Raw genomic sequence first — 19,808 nt, forward strand, 5'->3', positions numbered from 1 at the left:
TAAAACCTAATATACACTGGTTGTCATCAGCTTGAGGTGAACGCTTATCGAAGTGAGCACCTATACAAACCTAAGTTAGTCTTATTTTGAGAGGGTAATCCCATGAAAGTATTAGTATTTGCAGCCAGCAACAGCCGTCAATCCATCAACCAGCAACTGGCAAGTTATGCTGCCTCGTTGATCCCCAATGCAGAGGTCGAAGTGTTAGACCTGAATGATTATGAAATGCCAATTTACAGCATTGAACGTGAAACAGACGGTGGCATACCAGACGAGGCACAGCGCTTCTTCGCTAAAATTGGTGCTGCGGATGCGATTATTGTTTCTTTTGCTGAGCACAATGGCAGTTATACAGCGGCCTATAAAAACTTGTTTGACTGGACATCACGCATCGATATGAAGGTATACCAGAATACACCTATGCTGATGATGGCAACGTCTCCGGGTCCAGGTGGAGCAAAAAGTGTATTGGCATCGGCTGTGGGTTCTGCCCCTTATTTTGCTGCTGATGTTAAAGCCAGTCTGTCTGTACCTAGCTTCTTTGATAATTTTGATTTAGAAGCAGGTGAACTTAAAAATACTGATATTAAACAGGAGCTTGAAGCTGCCCTAAAGTTGTTGCACTAAGCTAATTTGAGCGCTTGAGCACCTTATTAATTCAGGCCGGATGATACAAAATATTGTCCGGCCTGTTTGATTTTTATTCTAACAGCCTAATTACTTTAAAAAAGTTACCTTTGGGGGTTTTCAAAGACAAAAAAATCTTCTAGTATCTTTGTCGTCGATTTGGGGCTATAGCTCAGCTGGGAGAGCGCTTGCATGGCATGCAAGAGGTCGGCGGTTCGATCCCGCCTAGCTCCACCAAATCTCTTATCCTTCCCATGTTGTTGTTTTTATTCCGCCTTAGTTACGATACAGTTTTCGTAATCAATGTTAATTTTTCGGGTCATGAATGAACAATTTATTTGCTAACTTGCCAGCTGATCTCGGCGATGAAGTCTTTCAGACACTCTTGTCTCATGAGCAGCTAAAAATCGAGCGGATCGTCTCTAAAGGGCACACTTCACCGTCTCAGGGATGGTACGACCAAAATGAGCATGAGTGGGTGCTGGTGCTGCAGGGCGAAGGTGAGCTGACATTTGAAGACGGTCGGATTGAGCGCCTGGCTGTGGGCGATTACATCAATATCCCGGCCCATTGTAAGCATAAAGTCAGCTGGACCGACCCTGAGCAGGAGACAGTCTGGTTAGCCATTTTTTATCGATAACCATTTATCCAGTACGGTCTGGAGCTTGTCCAGAGCAATCGGTTTGCTGATGTAATCATCCATACCAGCGGCAAAACAGGCCTCTATATCTTTGATCAATACATTGGCAGTCAACGCGATGATGGTGAGCTGCATGTGCTGAGGCATGCTACGGATTGCTTTTGTCGCTTCAATGCCGTCCATATTGGGCATATGCATATCCATCAGCACCAGATCATAATGTTCTCTTTCTAGTTGCTGCAAGGCTTGCTGGCCATCGGTGACAATGGTGACGCTGAGGCCCAGCTTTTCTAAAATGGCCTTAGTGACAATCTGATTGACCGCATTATCTTCCGCTAACAAAATATGGCCATGTAATTCTCCCAGCGTCACTTGATCGCTGTCTTCTGAATAAATCAGGCAGCACGTGGTTACTGGCCAGTTAAAGTCAAACTGAGAGCCTTCCCCTTGCACCGATTGGCAATTGAGATGGCCACCGCACAAGTCAATAATATGCTGACAGATACACAGGCCCAGCCCGGATCCCCCATAGCGCCGGGTAGTACTTTCATCTTCCTGGTAAAACGGATTAAAAATTTGCGGGAGCTTGTCTTCTGCGATACCTATGCCGCTGTCAGATACGGTAAACCTGAGCATTACCTGTTCCATGTTACCAATGTTTTCTACTTCCAGACGGATAAACCCTTCGTGGGTAAACTTGATGGCATTATTGAGCAGGTTGAGTAAAACCTGTTGTAAACGATGTTTATCACTGACCACCTCTTTGGGCACCGTATCGCCAATTACCAGCTGAAATCTCAGTCGTTTTTCAATGACTTTTTCACTGAATATCTGCTCCAGGTGGTGCAATACCGCATATAAGTCAAAGGGCTCAAAATACAGAGATACTTCGCCCTGATCTAACTTAGAAATATCCAGAATGTCATTGATCAGGGTTAGCAGGCTCTGTCCTGACTCATTGGCAACCCGGATCAGGGTGGTTTGCTCTGCATTAAAGCTATTTTGTTGATTGAGTAACTGGAGGGTACCCAGAATACCATTCATGGGTGTGCGGATCTCATGGCTCATGTTAGCCAGAAAGCGGCTTTTGGCATTAGCCGCTTCTTCTGCGGCGAGTTTCGCCAGTTCGAGTGCCTGAGTCCGCTCTTCCACTCTGTGTTCCAGTTCAGATTCGCGCTGGAATACCTTGTCGCGCATCTGTGCAAACGCCCGGCTGAGCTTGGCCAGTTCATCTTTGCCCCGGGTAGACAAAGACACATTAAAGTTGCCTTGAGTCAGCGCCTGTGCGGCTTTAGTGAGTTTGGCAATGGGCTGATATATGCTGTTCGAGAAGCGCCAGGCAACCAGCAAAGAAATGGCAATGGCAAATGCCAGAATAATCAACAACTGTTGACGCAGTTCATACACCGGGGCGAACACCACATGTTCGGGTAAAGTTAACGCGATGCTGTACCCTGAGGACTTGACAGGCGCATAGAAAATATAAGATTTAGGCCGGGTGGGAGTTTGAGCCAGCTGCGCATAGCCATTAAAGCCTGCAATCATCTTCAGGCCAATTTCTTTAAGTTGTGGGTCTGCTTCTTCAGTGACCTTTAAGCGTACTGCGATTTTTTCGCCAATGTCATTAACAACAAATTTCCCCTGTTCGCGTTTGAGTTGAATGATTTTGTCTGGCTGCCAGTGATACATGTAAATGCCTTCCTGAGATACCAGCATAAACCGGGCGTTATCGTAAAACTGATGGACAACTTGTTTGGAAACAGCCTGTACCAGTCTATCTATCTCGCGCCAGGGAATGCTGCCACCCAGTAGACCAGCTACTTTACCATCGTTGGCCAGTATGGTCGCTGCGACTACGATTTGTTTAACGCCTGTTGTGTAGGAGATCATCGGCTCGGACACGTAAACTTCAGCGTTTTGTTCAACATTTCGGCCTATGGTTTGTTGCCAATAATCGCGACGCGAAATGGTTCTTTTACGTGCTTCTGGAGACTTATCATCGAAGGTGCGCAGCATATTTTGAAAGGGGTTTCCGCCTTCGGTATTGTGAAAGCTGCCGTCGGGCCGACCGATAATGAACTTTTCGTAAGTCTGGTCATGGGCGGCTTTTTCTGTTTGCAAAATGGGGGAGATGTGCGCAAAGTCCATGGCTTTTAAGGTTGGTTGGCGCGCCAGAGTCGCCACTTCGCTTTTGCGTTTAGCGAAATAGCGGTCGAAAATGGCGGCTGCATTATAAACTTTGGCCTGAGCAGCTGAGATGCTCAGACGTTTTGCCTGCTCGGTACTGTGCAACATGGCCAGTAAGAATATCACCAGCATTGGAGCCAGTGCTGTTAATCCCAGGATCACCGTCAGGCGCGTTTTTAATTGCATATATCAGATTAAAAAGCTTCTTATCTCACAAGTTTAGACAATATTTTGGCTTACACCTCTCGTTATTGAAATTTTTCTCCTCAGTCTGAAGATATAAAGTCGCGGGTTACCGGGAGGTTGACCTCAGCCGATTAGTGCTTTGCTGAGATCGTCCATTCTTTATTCCATATCAAGTCAGCCAAGATTAAGGACTGCTACATTAGTAAGGTGTTTAGCCCCTATGAGTGGTACTAAAGCGTGATACTGAAATTTCTGATTTGGGCGTTGTTGTTTGGCTCGGTATGGGTCTCAGCTGAACCCATTTTACCACTGCACAGTGTCGCAACGGATGCTCGCAAGGTTGCATTAGGTCGGCAGCTATTTTTTGATACCCGGCTGTCTCGCAGTAACGAAGTAAGCTGTGCTTCTTGCCATCAATTGACAACGCATGGCGCTGACAACACTGCCCGCTCTAAGGGAGTCGCAGGGCGGCTTGGTGACGTGAAGGCACCTACCGTCTACAACTCTGTATTTAATATTCGTCAGGCCTGGGATGGCAAAGCTGTTGATTTAAAAGCTCAGGTCACGCTACCTGTAGAAAACCCCAAAGAATTCGCCACCAGCTGGCCTGTGTTGATCGCCACGCTCAATAAGGATAAAGCCTTCCTGGACGCCTTCACACAGGTTTATAAAGACGGACTGTCGAGTGATACCATCAGTGATGCTATTGCTCACTATGAGCGCAGCTTAATTACCCTCAATGCGCCTTTTGATCTGTGGTTGCAAGGCAAGGGGAGTTTGTCTGAGCAAGCGCAGGAGGGATACCGTTTATTTAAATACTATGGCTGTATCAATTGTCATCAGGGTAAAAATGTGGGTGGTAATATGTTCGCCAAAATGGGCACTTTTGGTGACTACTTTGGCGATCGTGGTACTCCCATAGAACCTGCAGACTATGGCCGATACAATGTGACGGGCCGTGAGGCCGATAAGTTTACTTTTAAAGTGCCGGGTCTGCGTTTGGCCGCGAGACAAACCTTCTTTTTTCATGATGGCAGTGAAAACAGTCTAACTGGCGCTATCAATACCATGGCCCGATATCAGCTTGGCCGTTCACTCAGCCAGGCGGAGTTAGAGGCAATTGCCGCTTTTCTTGAAAGCCTGGTTGGCCAGCATCAGGAAATGACACAATGAAGCGTTCAATGAAACTTAACTTCCCTGTCATTGGTCAGTGCCTGTTGGTAATGCTGCTGACGGCTTTGATGGTGTACTTCTTTCGCGCTCATATTGCGACCGGAGAGCGCCAACATGAGCAGGTATCTCATTTGTTTGATGCCAAATCCATCGATGCCAAACTAGATAAATTTGCACTTGAACTCAGTGTGGGTAGTTTGCGCCATTTTGATGAGTTACAGCAACTGGACAGGGCATTGCAGCAGCTGACAAATAAGCAGCAAAATCGTCACGTTAGTATGGAGTTTCTCGCCTATCTAAGGCTGCTCAGACACAAGATGGCACTGATGGAGCAATTGAAAACCCAGGCAGTGGGAATGCGCAATGGCCTGACTTATTTGCCTGTGGTACTGGACGAAATGATTGCCACGCAGCATCCTCAGGCATTACTTGGCAGTACCATACTCGCCAGTCTGGTAACTTCTGGCCAGCCACTGGATGAACTACTACTGGATACCCGCATTCGGACTTTAGCTGAGGCGACTGTCGTATCGCAAAGCCATGCTTTACTCAGTCGTCGATTTGTCAATCATATTCAGGTTGCCGTTGAATACTATCGTCAGGTCCATGCGACACGTCAGGACTACCTGGCCATCAACAGCAAACAGGCCTTTGCTCGTCTCTATGGTGCACAAATGGACTTGCATGGTTCGCAGTTGAGGCAAACCCGGACTTTGAGTGAGCAGTTGTTTGGCCTAGCGGTGGTACTGTTACTGACTTTGTTGTTTATCTTACAGCGGTTAAACAAAGCCAAAAACCATGCCTTGCAAGCCAGCCAGTTATTGCATGATGCCATTGAACGTCTGCAAGAGGGATTTGCGCTTTATGACAGCGAGGGAACACTGATGCTGACAAATCAGTGCTGGTTGCGACACTACGGGGTGACATCGAGGTCTGAGTTTCCGCAAACGCTGAGTGAGTGGCAACAACGCCAGTCGGAGTTTGTTCATGAACAAAGTGACACACCGCAACGACTGCAAAGGACAGCACACGGACGCTGGTTGCAAATTCGCCATGCGCGTACGGCTGAAGGGGGATACGTTTACATCAGTGTGGACGTAACTGAGTTTAAAGAAGTTGAAGCGGAGCTCAAGACCGCGGCGGCGGTTTACCAGGCGACTCAGGAAGGGATCATGACCACCAATGCTGAGCTGGAGATCATGGCGGTGAATCCAGCTTTTACACGTATTACCGGTTATCAGGAGCAGGAAGTTTTGGGCAAAAAACCTAACTTGCTCAGCTCAGGCCGTCACGATAAGCGTTTTTATGAGCATATGTGGCAAACCCTGCAAACCAAAGGTGAGTGGGCGGCTGAGATCTGGAATCGCCGTAAAGATGGCACGGTTTACCCTGAATGGCTCGCCATCAGTGCCGTTCAGGATGAGCAAGGTCAGGTCCAGCAATACATTGCGGTGCTATCCGATATGACAGAGCGCAAGGAACAGGAAGCCAAAATTGCCTATCAGGCGATGTATGATGCGCTTACCGGATTGCCAAACCGACGTTTGTTGCTGGACAGGATCTGTCAGGACCTGAAACAAATTGAGCGCCAGCCTCATCTGAGTGCTTTATTGTTTATCGACCTGGATCGCTTTAAGCGCATTAACGATGCAATGGGGCATGACGCGGGTGATAACTTGCTGCTGGAAGTGGCCAACCGGCTGAATCACCTGGTGCGACGTACTGACACTCTGGCCCGTTTTGGTGGCGATGAGTTTGTGTTGTTACTTAGTCAGATCAGTGAGGTTGAGGATGCTGCAAAAGTCGCAGAAAAGATCCTCACTTCTTTGGCTCAGCCTTTCACTATCAACGGGTTTGAAGTGATCAGTGGCGCCAGTATTGGCATTGCTATCATGCCTGATGATGCCCGTGAGCAACAGGAGATCCTACGCCGGGCTGACCTGGCTATGTATAAAGCAAAAGAAAGCGGTCGTAATCAGTATCATTATTTTGCCCCTTCAATGCAGCAACAGGTTAACCGGCGCGTAGAGCTGGAACAATTGCTGCGCAGAGCCATAACAAGCAATGAACTGGAGGTGTTCTATCAACCTATCATTGAGCTTAAAACGGGTCAGTTACATGGCTTTGAAGCCCTGACTCGCTGGTCACATCAGGGGCAATACATTGCACCGGACGAGTTTATTCCGGTTGCAGAAGAAAGTGGCCTGATCTCTGAGCTGGGGGAGTGGATGCTGATGCGCGCCACATCAGACATTGCGGCTTTGAATCGGACGCTCGATCTGGATTGCTGTTTGTCGGCGAATATTTCCAGTCAGCAATACCGACTGGGCTTCAATGCCACAACCTTACGGCATATTCTGGTTCAGACCGGATTCAAGCCAGCCAATCTGGCGCTTGAGATCACGGAGAGTATTTTGCTGGATGATGATGAGGCCATCCTCGCCTGGCTTGAAGGGCTCAGAGCGACGGGGGCACATTTATCGATAGATGATTTTGGTACTGGTTACTCTTCGTTGAGTTATTTGCGCCGTTTTCCCATTAACACCATTAAGATTGATAAGAGCTTCATTCATGAGTTCGCACATGCTCCGGACTCACAAAATCTGGTGCGTGCCATATTATCGATGGCAGCCAGCCTTGGTTTGTCTGTCATTGCTGAAGGCGTGGAGCATGTCGCACAGCTCGAAGGCCTCAAGGAAATGGATTGTGATCTGGTGCAGGGCTATGTGTATGCTAAACCTATGTCACTCAGTGAACTTGAGATCTGGTGTAAGACCTTTTCTCAAAATCACCTTCAGGATCTGGCCTAGACGTGCAAAGGTAAATGGTTCAGGTCCTGAATGGCAGCATTATGTGCGGGGAGTGCACGATAAGTTATGCGTGCCTGAAATGACGCACGAAGCTGCACTCGTTGCTGAGAGTGATGGGTGTTGTGCAACCAAACCTGGTCTTGTTGGACGAAATAATACGCTTTTTGATAACACAATGCCGCCAGCCGGGTGGCTGCTTGCTCTGAGCATACAATCAATAAACTGAATTCCCGATAGTCAAGACTGGCACTGGTTCCCCAAAGCGGGTGCATTTTGTAGCCCTTGCGCTTTAATGCCGGATAGAGCAGGTGTTGAAACCGGCGGTTTTCAGCAAGTGTTCGTTTTATGCCCCATGGATTCCACAAACTGACGATTGCGCCATTCGGAGCTGCCGGGAGCGCGGCACAAGGTCTAAACCAAACATTCTGGTAGAGCTGCCACAATTCATTTTCAATTTGACGGTGCATGTTTTTTCCTGAGCCACTTCACAGTGGCTTCACAGTATCAGCGTTACGGTGAGTCTGTCCAAACAAAGGAGACTCGATAATGAAAAGACAATTGATGGTTGCATCTTTATGGTCGTTGGTGAGCATTAATGCGATCAACACAGCCAACGCCGCGGACGAGCCGCATGTGCTGATGGTGTTAAGTAGTTATGGTAAACAGGTTGACGGAGAAACAACCCAACCGGGTTTCGAATTTGACGAACTCAGCAAGGCCTACCAGGTATTCAGCGACAATGGCATTCAGATCACGCTGGCCTCACCGAAGGGCGGGCAGCCACTGGCAGATGAATATAACCGGGATAAATCCTACAACAAGGCGTTTTTGAGTGATCCACAGGCGATGAGTGCCTTGTCTGATACCGTTAAGCTTGCCAGTCTCGATGGGCAATCGTTTGACGGCGTGTTTATCGTTGGCGGCAAAGGACCCATGTTTGATTTGCACCAGGATAGTGAGTTACAACGCCTGATCCGGGAAGTTTACGAGCAGCAGGGCATAGTGGGGGCTGTGTGTCACGGTCCGGCAGCCCTGGTTGATGTGAAGCTGAGCAGTGGTGCATATCTGGTTGATGGTAAAAGAGTAAATGGCTTTACTAACCTGGAAGAGACGGCTTTTGGTAAAAAGTGGCGCCCCCAGTTTGAGTTTTTACTGGAAGACAAGCTTAAAGAGCGCGGTGGTTTGTTTGAACAAGACGGACTGATGTTGAATCAGGTTACGATAGACGGTCGTTTGATCACAGGTCAGAACCCTTTTTCTACCGCAGATACGGCGGTGGCCATGGTGCGAGCCATGGGGATTGAAGAGGTCAATGAGCCTGTATATAAGGACGATCGGAGTGTTAAGCTGGCTGAACTGCTTTTCAGAGACAAAGCTGCTGCTATGGCAAAATTTCAGCAATCGCCAGAGCAATATGATGTGCAGATGTTAGCTATGATAGGTGTCTATCAGGCCCGGTTTGCCAAAACTCAATTACAACTACACAATGCAATTGAGTTGATGACCTTTGCGCAATCTAAGTTTAACCACCCTATGATTGAGCTGACCATTGCTAAGGCATACATCAGACAAAATAACCCGGCAGGGGCAAAATCCAGCCTGCTACGAGCGCAAAAAACGTACCCTGATGATGCAAAAATTAAGGCTATGCTGGCCAGGCTGTAATGCGCTTTCGGACGAAAAAAGTGCGGCAGCGGCGTGATCTGAGCCCTCGCCGCATTAACTATGAAATTTACTAATAGCTGAATGGCTGGTTGTTTTATGTCCATTGTAACTAATAACGGTATAAAGGGTGGGGAAAAATTTGCCCAGAGCAATCTGAAACCACCATATGTATCATTTTTGTTTTATATTTGTTTTCTACTTGTACAATGTGAATAAATCCTTGCACCCGGGCTGGGTCAACTTATTATTTTTTCTATTAACAAAAGTCATGTACTTTCATCGCAATTCGGATTTTAAAATGTCCTGTCAGACGCTACACTAAGCTTGCTTGATAACTCAAAACGTCAAAGGAAGTGTATCTATCATCATGAAGTTAAATGATAAATATGATGCTGACTTTAGCCGTGCAGTATTTGGGCCCTATGAGCTACACAAAAGGAAAAGGTTGTTAACATATTGTGGTGAAAGCGTGCGCCTTGAACCTCTTATCTATGACTTATTAGAATATTTTATCTGTCATAGAGATAGAGTGATTGGCCGGGATGAATTGTGCCGGGAGATCTGGCAACAGGAGTATGTCGACAACAATGCTATAAATCGGGCTGTTTCCGAATTACGGCGCTGTGTTTCCAAACATAAACTTGGGGTTGACGTGATCAGAACGCATTACCGCAAGGGCTACAGTTTCAATCTGATGGTTGAACTGGACCCCAGACCAAACCCGTTCCGTTGGATAGCTAAGTGGTTTCATCAGGCTGTACCATGCAAAGAACAGTGATCAGTAAAACAACTGGCTTTTCTGTTAAAGCCCGCTGGGCAGGCGTCGCTCGGCCGATCGTGCTTAATCTCTTTGTATTGGTTTAGTGAAGAAAGTGTACTAAACCTGTATCTAATCTAACCTCCGTGCTCGTGGCGGGCTAATTTCTATGATTTGCCTGCCTGCACCAGAACACCGCTGATCTTTTTGCCAAAATAATATCAATTGCACTCAATCCCTGCTCAATTTTAAGAAGCATATATGACGCTAATGATATTAAAAACTTTTCAATTAAAACAACAGAATAGAAAAATCTCCCGTGCTTTTTCCTCTGTTTTCTCGCCCCTAAATAGAACACTTAAATTAAGCAAATTGGTATAATCTAGGCTGTGCCTGTGTGCGTTGCTTTCGCTTTCTAACAGGTGAGAACGGGTTTGTTCCGTGTTTGCTAAGCCTTTTCAGAACATTTAAAAGTAAGAGCGCGTTTTTACGATAAATGCGTGGTGTGATAAACTTTCCCCAAATCAAAGGACTAACCGGGTATTATTATGGCACCGCCACTCCAACAATTCACTCGCTGGTTTTGTACTTTGCCTCAGAGCCAAAAACAGGTGCTGACTGAATCTCTCAGCCCCGTTTTTGTTGAACTCAATGAGGTGCCGACTGCTAGCAAAGAGCAAACCTTGCTGAGGCTGCTTGCCAGCCAGGCTACTAATGTCAGTCTGATTACCTTAGTGCTCAATCTACGCACACAGGTTGAGCATACGATGGCGTTACAGACCGATGCACTGCCAAGGCTGGCCAACGCCGGCGATCTGCTTTTTTATAGCCGTGCACAGGATGGTGACTCGCTCAGGAAAATTGCAGACGAACAGTGGCACTGGCAGCAATCACGTGAATCCTGGCTAGAGTTGAAGCGAGCTTACCTATCGTTAGAATACTTACGCCGCTGGTTGCAGGCCAGCTGAGTTACATTTCACACTGCTTTCACGAATGTCGCGCTAGTGTGATTACATGATTGTTAGTTTGGTGACCAGGATGGCGCAAGTAAAAGTACTTTTAATTGAAGATAATCAGGATCTGAGCCGCAATATCGGCGAGTATATCGAATCACAGGGGGCGGTGGTGGACTTTGCACACACCGGAGAGCTGGGTGTGCAACTCGCACTGGAACAATTTTATGATTGTGTGGTCTTAGATGTGATGCTACCCAAAATGGATGGATTGGCTGTCTGTCAGCAACTGCGCACAGAGGCCAATCGCCATATTCCCATCATTATGCTGACTGCCCGAGATACGCTGGATGACAAGCTCAGCGGTTTTTCTCTTGGGGTAGATGACTATCTGACTAAACCGTTTGCGCTTGAAGAGTTGTGGGTCCGCTGTAATGCGCTGGCAAGAAGGCATTTACTTAATAGTGAGCACACACTGCGCCTGGGGGAAGGTGACAAGGCGTTGTCGCTGAACAATCAAACCCAGCACATTGAGCGTGCCGGGTCACCATTAACGCTACAACCAATCCCGTTTAAAATTCTGCGTTTGCTCATGGAGCACCATCCGAGGGCACTGAGCCGCAGCGAGTTGTGCGACAGAATTTGGGGTGATGAGCCGACGGATTCAGATGCACTGCGCTCTCATATCTACCAGTTACGCAAGGCTATCGATAAGCCATTTTCCAGCCCGATCATCAAAACCATTCATGGTATTGGCTTTGCACTTGACATAGAAGGATAAATTGCCTGTGAGAGCGACTCAGCTACGCAATCGTATTGTCGTTTTTTTTGTTGGCATTGCCCTGTTTATCAGTGCACTGTTTGGTGCTGCAAGCTTCTTGTTCGCTTACAACATTGAAGACCGGTTCTTTGTCTCTTTGCTGGATGATGAAGCTCAGACCATCGCTATTCAACTTGAAACGGGTCAGCAGCCAAGGCCACGATTGGATTTTATTCGCTATTACCCGGCGCACGCGGATTTACCCGGGGTTGTGCGCGAAGCGCTTAAAGCAGAGCCGCACCGTATCGAATTTAGCGGTGAGGGTGTTGCTCATTACCACCTCAAAAAATTGCCTACCGGGTACTTACTGGCGGAGGTCAGTGAGCAGCTGGTGGTGCGTAAAATCAAAGGCGGGATGCTGAAATTTATTCTGGTGTTGTCAGGGGGCGTATTGGTGCTTGCTTTGGTGCTGGCCTTTGTTTCACTGATTATGGCTAAGCGTCTGGTTAAACCTTTGGATACCTTAGTTAAAATAGTCGAAGATGCACCTGTTGAGCGTTTACCACAGAACTTCTCAGGACAGTTTGTGAATGATGAAATTGGCGCATTTGCCAGGACACTGGAACAGGCTTTGGCAAGAATACGGCGCTTTATCCACCGTGAGCAGGCGTTCACTAGAGATGTTTCCCATGAACTAAGAACGCCAGTGGCCATTACGCAAAGCTCTCTGACCTTGCTCAAACAGACGCCTCTGAGCGATAAACAGGCTGAGCTGGTTGGCCGAATTGCAGATGCACAGCATCAAATCACGCAAAGTCTTGAGGTATTACTGGCACTGGCCCGGGAAGAAACTCTGGCGCATGACAGTGTACGTGTTTTACCTGTGGTAGAGCAGGTTATCTTAACTCAGGCTGAGAAAATAGCGGGTAAAGAGATTGAAGTTGAGGTAGAAGTTCCAGCAAAACTTGCGTTACCTATTGCCCCAAGTGCGTTACAACTGTTGCTGAATAATCTGGTCGGCAATGCGTTTACCCATATTCACAGTGGTGTGGTCACGATCAGCGCCAGCACGCATTCCATTACTGTTGCAGATACCGGCGGCGGAATAGCCCCAGAGCAGTTAGAGACACTGTTTGAACCGGGCGTGAAAGGCCCGGATAGCAATGGCATGGGCATGGGCCTGTCTATGGTCAAGCGCTTGTGTGAAAAGCTGAACATTGAGCTGAGTGTTTCCAGCTCAGAAGCGGGTAGTGTGTTTTGTTTGCAATTTCCTAACGGGTATAGTCAGGTTAACAAATAGCAGAGTCATTATTTACCCGCAAGATTGGAGTGGTTCGAAATGTAAGGCTGATAGTCTCAATCGTCATCTCGGACGCGTGCGAGCTGGGATCTACCTAAACACTATGCTGCAGTGCCGTATTGCGAAGAGCCCTACAAACCACTCTGTCATCCGTTAAGTGTAGTCATGAGGAGTTTACCCAGCGTTATGTGTCATATGTACTGCCAATAGGGTTTATGAGAATAGGTCACTATAGATTCCTGACAAATGAATAAAGTGGTGAGGCCACTCCGTCAATGCAATATGCGCGGGAGTAAGTCAGGCTGCGTCGAAATCACCACACCTTGCCAAATAGTAAAAAAGTGGGTCTAATGACATGCATAAATAACGTTGTTCAGGCAGGGAATGAGTCACGTTGTAACGGTTTAAGTCACAGACGGTTCAAAACAAAAGTTACTCGTCAAATACGAATCCCATAGCACAAACCACACCAGCCAGATACAGCGTGTAGGTAGCAGCCCGGTTCAACAAGCGATTATGCGTACTGTGTACGCATAAATATTAAAACGTTATGCGTGTAAGGAAGTCCGTGCAAAAACTACTATCTTTGTTTCTTTTTATACTTCTCTCATTACCATCTTATGCGTGTGGCGATGGCAAGGAAAGCGAAAATGTACCTTTTGCCAAACTTGATGAAAAGTATAAACTAGAAGAACTTAGGCTGTATCAAATTTTTGTACCTGAAAAAAATGGTGAATACTTTTTAACGTCTATCTATATGTACAAAAAAAATGAGCAGCATATTAGCGTAAAGTTCACCGATGCTTTTGTGTATCCTGGTTATAAAGCTGCTGATATAGCTATACATCCTGATTTAGTAAAAAGTTACGATATTTACTTAAATTATTCCACAACTGAAGATGGTGATCTTGTTATGTGTGGAGGCCAAATTATTAAACTCAATATATCTAAGTTGTTGGAGGTCAAAAGTCCTCCTGAGGTAATACCTCCACCACCAGAGCCTAGGAAAGTACATTGATAGCGTGGTGCAAAGTATATATAACAAGGTCGTTAAACCAAGGGCACAAAACAACAGGTTTGCGTCCATTCGTCGCTAATCTTGGCTCTGTGTACTACGCCAGTGAAACGAAGTACGAAATTTAGAAAGACACCCATTTGATATACGTCTTCGATGGTGCACTTACAGGTCTGTACAATAATTAAACGCTAGGACACGCAGTGTTACAGTTCAACAGTAACACTGCGGTAAAACAACCTTAAGCCCGAAGCCTATCCAGGCTTCGGGCTTTTTACTATCTGCTAGTACTGAAGCTGTCCGCCGTTTTGAATAAACTGCACGTAATCCTGCCAGGCTTGCTCTACGCCTATGCCCAGTATATCGGTGAAGACACGGTCGAATGACCAGGTGTAGTTGGTGTAATCCACTGCTGACTGGTTAAACTTGCGGATAAACAGCGGGTCTTTTTCCTGTTTGATGTAATGCAGGAAGAAGCCGGTGGTGGTGTATCCGCCCAGCCACTTTTTGGGGTTGCTGATATCCGGCTGTCTGGTTTTATGAAAACCCGCGCCAATCCGCACGGCATCTGCCAGGCCTTCGGTATAGGCCCAGTATGGACCGCCATCACCGTAGCCATCTTGTGTGATTGGAGAGTTGTTGTAACCATGCGTCACCTCATGGAATAAAATGCCGTCGATTTCATCGCGGATAGCGTTATCGTCGTTATTTCCTTCCCGGTAGACTTTTTCCAGATGCTTGGTGCTGACGGCAATGGTCATTTCGCCGGACCCATCCTGGCCAAGTTTATAGGCTACAAAGTCGTTGCCCCAGGCGTCTTTTTCTCTGAGTTCAAAGCGCAGGTGTCTGAAGCGTTGCGATTCTTTTGGATCTGTATAGAGCACCTGAGCCACGTCCACACAGCGGTTTGCCATATGGGCAGCCGGGTCGCTTATGATGCGTTTAACTAACTGCGAACCCGCCGTTTCCGGATTCATATCTACAAAATCAACGACCGGCTTGTCCCAGTTACCGCCGCCATTGTCACTTTCTTCTTTGATGTTAATAGTGTAACTGGTGGCAGACCAGCCATAGACAGAGACATATAGATTATTGCCTTGTGCCTGGCATGATTCCGTTGCAGTGGGTGAGGTGCTGGCACATTGATAATTGCTGGTAGTTGGCTGACTGCCCAGGCCGATATACAGGTCGGCATCGCCGCTACCTGTGGTGGTTGCCGATACTTTTCCCGCCACATTGAACGGCCCATAATGCTGCCAGCTCCCTCTACTGAGTGACTTGCTGTCTGTCAGCGGTAAAGTATCACCCGGTGGCGGCGTCACGCCACCCAGCAACTCAATTTCTGCCAGCTGTAAAATCCCGGCTCCCTGGTTGGCAGTGACATTTAGCTTGTAGTGGCGATAGGCCTGACTGTTAGTGACACTATACTGGCGAGTCTGATAGCGTGCAGAAAAGGTCTGATTGGTTTGTGTATCAAGTTCGTACCAGGTATTGCCATCGTTTGAGCCCAGTAATTGCCAGTCTTGTGGATCGCGGCTGGCCGCGTCGTTGGCCGACGTCAATGTGTAACCCGACACCACCTGAGGGGTGTTGAATTGGTAGGCTATCCAGCCTGTAGGCGAGAAGGTCAGCCATTTACTGTACTGAGAATCGTCAAACGCTTTAGTCCGTCCTTCGGCTGTGCCGTTTTCTCCACTTGCAGTAATGACACTTCTATCAGGCTGAGTCAGATCCGTGTTGGCAAAGCTGGTCGGTGCGAGCAGGGCTCCGCTCAGACACAATGCAAGCGCACTTTTACTGTGGTTTTGGTGTTTTTTCATCCTGTTGCTCTCTTTTACATGTTGTATCTTAGTTGTGTTTTATTTTTGTATCGTTCCAATTTATTTGGCTTTTATAAGCTAACCCCCTAAATTAATAGCTAGCTTTATTGGTTTTTAAATTGATTGGAACGGTCTAAATATTGATCTTGTAAGATTGATTGTCAAATTTATGTAAATACCAAATTGTTTTAAAGTTGTACAATTTGGTTATAAGACAGACAGGCGCTGGCGTGCAGCGGCTGCAGAAGAATGAGGTGCCACTTTCTGAAAATTGCTAACTGGGAAAATCATTTATTGTTATTTATATGCCATGTACCCAAGTTGGCGTCAAATAGTAAGTTTATGTTATTATTCGCTTTTAAATGGAACACTGCGGAATCTATATCGCTGTAGAGCGCTATTTTTCGTAGTGAATGATAAATAAAACGAATGATTAAAGGAGTTACAATGAAATACTTACTTGGCTCGGCGTTGATTCTGACATCAACTTTGGCAAATGCGGCAGCAGATCAGTGGACAGCTAAGGTTAAAGTTGTTGAGATTTATACCGGCTACAAAGGTGGCCACTTTTTATTTAAAACTTCGGGTACGCATATTAACCCGGCAAACTGCGGTGATACGGGTTTGTACTCGGTAGAAGCTGCAAATGCTGATGTTAAATCAATATACTCTGCTTTATTGGCCGCTAAAGTGTCTAATCAAGATGTTAAAATTGCCATTGCGGGTAGTCGTTGTGGTACCTCCTCACTAGACCATGTGAGAAATAAGCCGTCTGTTTCTCGTATTGGCCTTTTCTAAAGATGAAATGGAGCCGAACTGAGGTGCACATTGCCTGAGCAAGTTGTTCTAACTGGGCAGAATGTTTTCTTTACACTCTAACCGAGCAAAAGCGTGGAAGTGACTATAGCCCAAATGCCAGTATCCGCGGCAGAGCCATGTGTTTGGCGGTGTGGCGTACTGCTGTAGATTAAAGGCCTACAAAGTGTGTAGGCCTTTTTGATTGCCAGCCTTTTTTAAGCAATGCTAATGGGTGTTTGCCAGTGCTTTGCTGTAAATATAGTTTACATAGTTATGGCCATTGCTGCGCAGCCCTTCAGAAAGGTAGATAGCCCAGGATTGGTTAAATAAGCTAATGACACGCTCCACTTTATCAGCACTGTTATATGGTGTAATGAGTTTAGGGGAGGTGAAGCCATCATAGATGGTTCCTTGTGTGCTGTTTAGGACACCATTTATCTCTTGACCATAATAGATCTTGTTTGTGACTTGACTAAAGTGACTGATCATTTCTTGTTTGCCGTCATCGTTTAAATCCGCTGCAACTAACATGTCACTTGTTGCGGAACCATTATAAAAATAACTACCTGATCCAAATGCCGGGAGTGATCCTGAACTGGCTGGCCTGCTTTCATAAATGGTATTGCTGGAATAACGCTGATACATGCGCTGCTTAGGCTCTGTGCTTCTAAGGCGCCCAGGCTCCATGAGTGATAGTGTTTGCGTACCAGAATAGACCGTTTGATTTTTCCAGCTGGACGTGTGTGCATCCCAATAAACACCAATAACTTTCTTATCATCAAGCGCCACATATAGTTCCTGGTTGGCACTATATATTTCTCCAACACCAGACAGGTCAGCTGCCTGTAGTTTATTTACGGAGGTATTGTGTGCGCCATGATAGATTGCGTTACCGGAAACTGGGTTGCCGAGCCCATCAAAAGCGGAGCCAAGTAGTTCGCGACTTCCCGCCCAATTTGTAATGAGTTGATCTGGCTCCGCACCTTTTAGTGATGCGATTTGACTGGCAACTAAGTCGTCCTGATTCGCATTATGAAAGGTCCAGCGTGTGCTTGCTATGTCGTTCAGTTTTCTGTTTTCTACTTCAGAACCAGTGAGAAACAGTCTTGCACCAGATAAACCCGTGCTGTTGTCTTGAAAATAAATTTCATCTATTCCGTCGCCGTCCAAATCAGCGACTGCTTTGATATCCAACGCTTGATTTTCTGCGTTGATCCTTTCGTGGATCCCTGACTCGCCAATCAGAAATACATCCTCTTCTGTGTTGTCTAGTTTAACTAGCAGATGAGGGACATCACTACCATTTGAATCTTCCATGGTCATTGCTTTAGCCCATAACGGCTCCAAATTGCTGCGATATCCTTGTGCAACGGGGTTGCCAATACAGTCTATGCAATCAGGTTTTCCACCTGTATACAGGGTTGTACCTGCAGAGACCGAAATCAAAGGTGCATAACGTGAATCCTTGCGTGCGTGAAAATACACTTTTTGACCAGGACCTTTGATGACATTCATACCTATACTGCGATCTCGGTGTCCCATACGCTGACTTATAAAGACAGAGAGCTCTTCGCTGCCTTTGGTATTGTAAGCAACAGTGTTGTACGCAAAGTGATTGGTCCAGTAGTTGTGCCCCTGACTGTCTTTTTGAGTTTGGCCCCCTGAGGTCGAAAAGAAAAAATCTGGATAGACATTCGTTGGGTCTTTAGCTGGGTTGTAAAAATTACCGGTACTGGTGTCATCTGCTGGGTTGTATGGAACAATCGTATTGTTCGCTATCGTATTAAAAGTACCTGATAACAATACTGATGTTCTGGGTATCAATTTAAAGGTATTAAATTGGACTCGTGTTTTGTATGCTCCGGCCCGGGTTTGTTCTGTGAGTGGATCGGTTGCAAGCATACACTGAGTAGCGGAATCGAGACATGTTCTTCCACCAAGCTTAATAGCTGCACTTAAAATCATTTCAATTTCATTGTTCTCAATGATCGAAGGTTTCATGTTGCTTAGAATATAGATTGCATGATCTGCAATTTCTTTTATGGTGTTACCGGTGATCACCCATTCTTGTCCATTGCCGTTAACCCCTTCTACAAAGTTTTGTATGGTGTTGTTTTTGACATGTATTGGTCCATAACTAAACTGTTGAGCAATGCCTGAATGAAAACCCATACCTGCTGAGTTAATATTGAGATGTGCGGACAGCGCGCCGGAAGCGTTGAGCAGTTCAGACAGCATATTCTCTGTATGGGCTAGTGGAATACTGCCTTTGATTACTGAATTTTGGATTGTGGCATTACCCACAATAGCAATACCAGAGCGTGCTGGATCCTGAATTGACACATTATCGACTGTGACATCATTACTTCCGCCAGCCAGGCCAATCATGATCATACCTGACCACAGGCGGCGATCTCTGCCATTAAAGTAAAGATTGTCATTATTTTCATGCAATGTATAAGCGGGATTTTGAATATGGTTCCAGTGGTGATCCCCTTCAAATGACAAATTTTTGATTGTGATTCCTTGCGTTTTACTTGGCACCATCAACACAACTCTTCCGTGATGTTGACCATCAAAGCCTTTACCTGAATAGTAGAGTCTTGGAGTCGGCTGGTCTGACACTCCTTCAATGGTGATATTGTCCGCTTTAACAAACAATTTAGGTAGAAATGCGTTGTGGATACCATCAACCGGTGTGTCAGGATGCGCATTGTGTTGTTCACTGAAATTATAATCACAGGAGGCAACCATAACCTTAGTATGTGCAGGCCTTGGCGTTATATTATTGGCGACTCTTATGGCCCAGCGCAGTTGCTCGGCTCGATTATAGTCACTCATATTTACGTTGTTTTTTAGTGCTTCTGGCATATCAGTAATAATGGCATCAACATTATCACCATAGTCTCCCAGGTTTTGCGTTTCCCAAAAAGAATTACTGTGTAAGATCAGTGTATTATTGCTATCAATGCTGCTAGGCAGTGGCGACTGGCCTTGTTGATCAAATCCAGATAGCTTAGGCAACAATGCGATTTCAGCTGTTTCCCTGATATTCAGGCATACCTAGCCCAGCCATTCTATTGAGCACTTTCACTTTGATCATCGCTTCAGTGTGCT

General features: G+C 46.3%; 15 protein-coding genes and 1 tRNA gene. 12 read left to right on the forward strand and 4 right to left on the reverse strand.

Features of this window, described 5'->3' with window-relative positions; all coding sequences use genetic code 11:
- Positions 1–102: 102 nt before the first annotated feature.
- From IY568_RS21505 to IY568_RS21515, 3 genes are all read left to right on the forward strand, one after another.
- Positions 103–627 carry an NADPH-dependent FMN reductase gene (locus IY568_RS21505; protein ID WP_125562526.1) on the forward strand — a complete coding sequence of 175 codons (525 nt, stop codon included), beginning with the start codon at positions 103–105 and terminating at the stop codon, positions 625–627.
- Between the two features lie 161 nt (positions 628–788).
- Positions 789–864: transfer RNA gene (locus IY568_RS21510), tRNA-Ala, on the forward strand.
- A gap of 88 nt (positions 865–952) precedes the next feature.
- Positions 953–1,267 carry a cupin domain-containing protein gene (locus tag IY568_RS21515; protein ID WP_194868639.1) on the forward strand — a complete coding sequence of 105 codons (315 nt, stop codon included), beginning with the start codon at positions 953–955 and terminating at the stop codon, positions 1,265–1,267.
- On the opposite strand, the gene IY568_RS21520 is transcribed toward IY568_RS21515, so the two are convergent.
- Positions 1,247–3,640, reverse strand: a complete 2,394-nt coding sequence (locus tag IY568_RS21520; protein WP_194868640.1) for an ATP-binding protein — start codon at positions 3,638–3,640, stop codon at positions 1,247–1,249. The two genes, IY568_RS21515 and IY568_RS21520, sit on opposite strands and share 21 nt — an antisense overlap.
- Positions 3,641–3,877: 237 nt before the next feature.
- On the opposite strand from IY568_RS21520, the gene IY568_RS21525 reads away from it, so the two are divergent.
- Both IY568_RS21525 and IY568_RS21530 read left to right on the forward strand, forming a co-directional pair.
- On the forward strand, positions 3,878–4,813 hold the full coding sequence (locus tag IY568_RS21525; protein ID WP_194868641.1) for a cytochrome-c peroxidase: 936 nt from the start codon (positions 3,878–3,880) through the stop codon (positions 4,811–4,813).
- Complete coding sequence (locus tag IY568_RS21530; RefSeq protein WP_194868642.1) at positions 4,810–7,623, forward strand: EAL domain-containing protein; 2,814 nt, start codon at positions 4,810–4,812, stop codon at positions 7,621–7,623. The genes IY568_RS21525 and IY568_RS21530 overlap by 4 nt, the downstream gene beginning before the upstream one ends.
- Here IY568_RS21530 and IY568_RS21535 read toward each other — a convergent pair.
- The gene (locus IY568_RS21535; protein ID WP_125562536.1) at positions 7,620–8,090 is read right to left on the reverse strand and encodes a DUF3293 domain-containing protein; all 471 of its coding nucleotides are present in this window, start codon (positions 8,088–8,090) and stop codon (positions 7,620–7,622) included. The genes IY568_RS21530 and IY568_RS21535 overlap by 4 nt on opposite strands.
- Positions 8,091–8,169: 79 nt before the next feature.
- On the opposite strand from IY568_RS21535, the gene IY568_RS21540 reads away from it, so the two are divergent.
- The 6 genes from IY568_RS21540 (at position 8,170) to IY568_RS21565 (ending at position 14,076) form a co-directional block, all read left to right on the forward strand.
- Positions 8,170–9,288, forward strand: coding sequence for a DJ-1/PfpI family protein (locus tag IY568_RS21540; protein WP_194868643.1), 1,119 nt, complete (start codon positions 8,170–8,172; stop codon positions 9,286–9,288).
- Between the two features lie 367 nt (positions 9,289–9,655).
- Complete coding sequence (locus IY568_RS21545; RefSeq protein WP_058798786.1) at positions 9,656–10,066, forward strand: winged helix-turn-helix domain-containing protein; 411 nt, start codon at positions 9,656–9,658, stop codon at positions 10,064–10,066.
- 527 nt (positions 10,067–10,593) lie between these two features.
- A complete protein-coding gene (locus IY568_RS21550; RefSeq protein ID WP_194868644.1) occupies positions 10,594–11,013 on the forward strand; it encodes a hypothetical protein in 420 nt (139 codons plus the stop codon).
- Positions 11,014–11,083: 70 nt separating this feature from the next.
- Complete coding sequence (locus tag IY568_RS21555; RefSeq protein WP_010379993.1) at positions 11,084–11,779, forward strand: response regulator transcription factor; 696 nt, start codon at positions 11,084–11,086, stop codon at positions 11,777–11,779.
- Between the two features lie 7 nt (positions 11,780–11,786).
- The gene (locus IY568_RS21560; RefSeq protein WP_194868645.1) at positions 11,787–13,058 is read left to right on the forward strand and encodes a sensor histidine kinase; all 1,272 of its coding nucleotides are present in this window, start codon (positions 11,787–11,789) and stop codon (positions 13,056–13,058) included.
- A gap of 568 nt (positions 13,059–13,626) precedes the next feature.
- On the forward strand, positions 13,627–14,076 hold the full coding sequence (locus IY568_RS21565) for a hypothetical protein (RefSeq protein WP_125562547.1): 450 nt from the start codon (positions 13,627–13,629) through the stop codon (positions 14,074–14,076).
- 281 nt (positions 14,077–14,357) lie between these two features.
- Here the strand turns inward: IY568_RS21565 and IY568_RS21570 are convergent, their stop codons facing one another.
- Positions 14,358–15,893 carry a basic secretory protein-like protein gene (locus tag IY568_RS21570; RefSeq protein WP_194868646.1) on the reverse strand — a complete coding sequence of 512 codons (1,536 nt, stop codon included), beginning with the start codon at positions 15,891–15,893 and terminating at the stop codon, positions 14,358–14,360.
- Positions 15,894–16,340: 447 nt separating this feature from the next.
- Between IY568_RS21570 and IY568_RS21575 the strand changes: the two genes are divergently transcribed.
- Positions 16,341–16,691, forward strand: a complete 351-nt coding sequence (locus tag IY568_RS21575) for a hypothetical protein (RefSeq protein ID WP_194868647.1) — start codon at positions 16,341–16,343, stop codon at positions 16,689–16,691.
- A gap of 225 nt (positions 16,692–16,916) precedes the next feature.
- Here the strand turns inward: IY568_RS21575 and IY568_RS21580 are convergent, their stop codons facing one another.
- Complete coding sequence (locus tag IY568_RS21580) at positions 16,917–19,718, reverse strand: right-handed parallel beta-helix repeat-containing protein (RefSeq protein ID WP_194868648.1); 2,802 nt, start codon at positions 19,716–19,718, stop codon at positions 16,917–16,919.
- Positions 19,719–19,808 lie beyond the last annotated feature (90 nt).

It is taken from the genome of Pseudoalteromonas sp. PPB1 (genome assembly GCF_015356275.1).
Classification (GTDB): Bacteria; Pseudomonadota; Gammaproteobacteria; order Enterobacterales; family Alteromonadaceae; genus Pseudoalteromonas; species Pseudoalteromonas rubra_D.

Bases quoted from the DNA above. Each gene is read 5' to 3' on its own strand.
- IY568_RS21520 (WP_194868640.1), bottom strand. From the start codon at position 3,640: ATGCAATTAAAAACGCGCCTGACGGTGATCCTGGGATTAACAGCACTG.
- IY568_RS21530 (WP_194868642.1), top strand. From the start codon at position 4,810: ATGAAGCGTTCAATGAAACTTAACTTCCCTGTCATTGGTCAGTGCCTG.
- IY568_RS21575 (WP_194868647.1), top strand. From the start codon at position 16,341: ATGAAATACTTACTTGGCTCGGCGTTGATTCTGACATCAACTTTGGCA.
- IY568_RS21545 (WP_058798786.1), top strand. From the start codon at position 9,656: ATGAAGTTAAATGATAAATATGATGCTGACTTTAGCCGTGCAGTATTT.
- IY568_RS21505 (WP_125562526.1), top strand. From the start codon at position 103: ATGAAAGTATTAGTATTTGCAGCCAGCAACAGCCGTCAATCCATCAAC.
- IY568_RS21515 (WP_194868639.1), top strand. From the start codon at position 953: ATGAACAATTTATTTGCTAACTTGCCAGCTGATCTCGGCGATGAAGTC.
- IY568_RS21570 (WP_194868646.1), bottom strand. From the start codon at position 15,893: ATGAAAAAACACCAAAACCACAGTAAAAGTGCGCTTGCATTGTGTCTG.
- IY568_RS21555 (WP_010379993.1), top strand. From the start codon at position 11,084: ATGGCGCAAGTAAAAGTACTTTTAATTGAAGATAATCAGGATCTGAGC.
- IY568_RS21535 (WP_125562536.1), bottom strand. From the start codon at position 8,090: ATGCACCGTCAAATTGAAAATGAATTGTGGCAGCTCTACCAGAATGTT.
- IY568_RS21540 (WP_194868643.1), top strand. From the start codon at position 8,170: ATGAAAAGACAATTGATGGTTGCATCTTTATGGTCGTTGGTGAGCATT.
- IY568_RS21550 (WP_194868644.1), top strand. From the start codon at position 10,594: ATGGCACCGCCACTCCAACAATTCACTCGCTGGTTTTGTACTTTGCCT.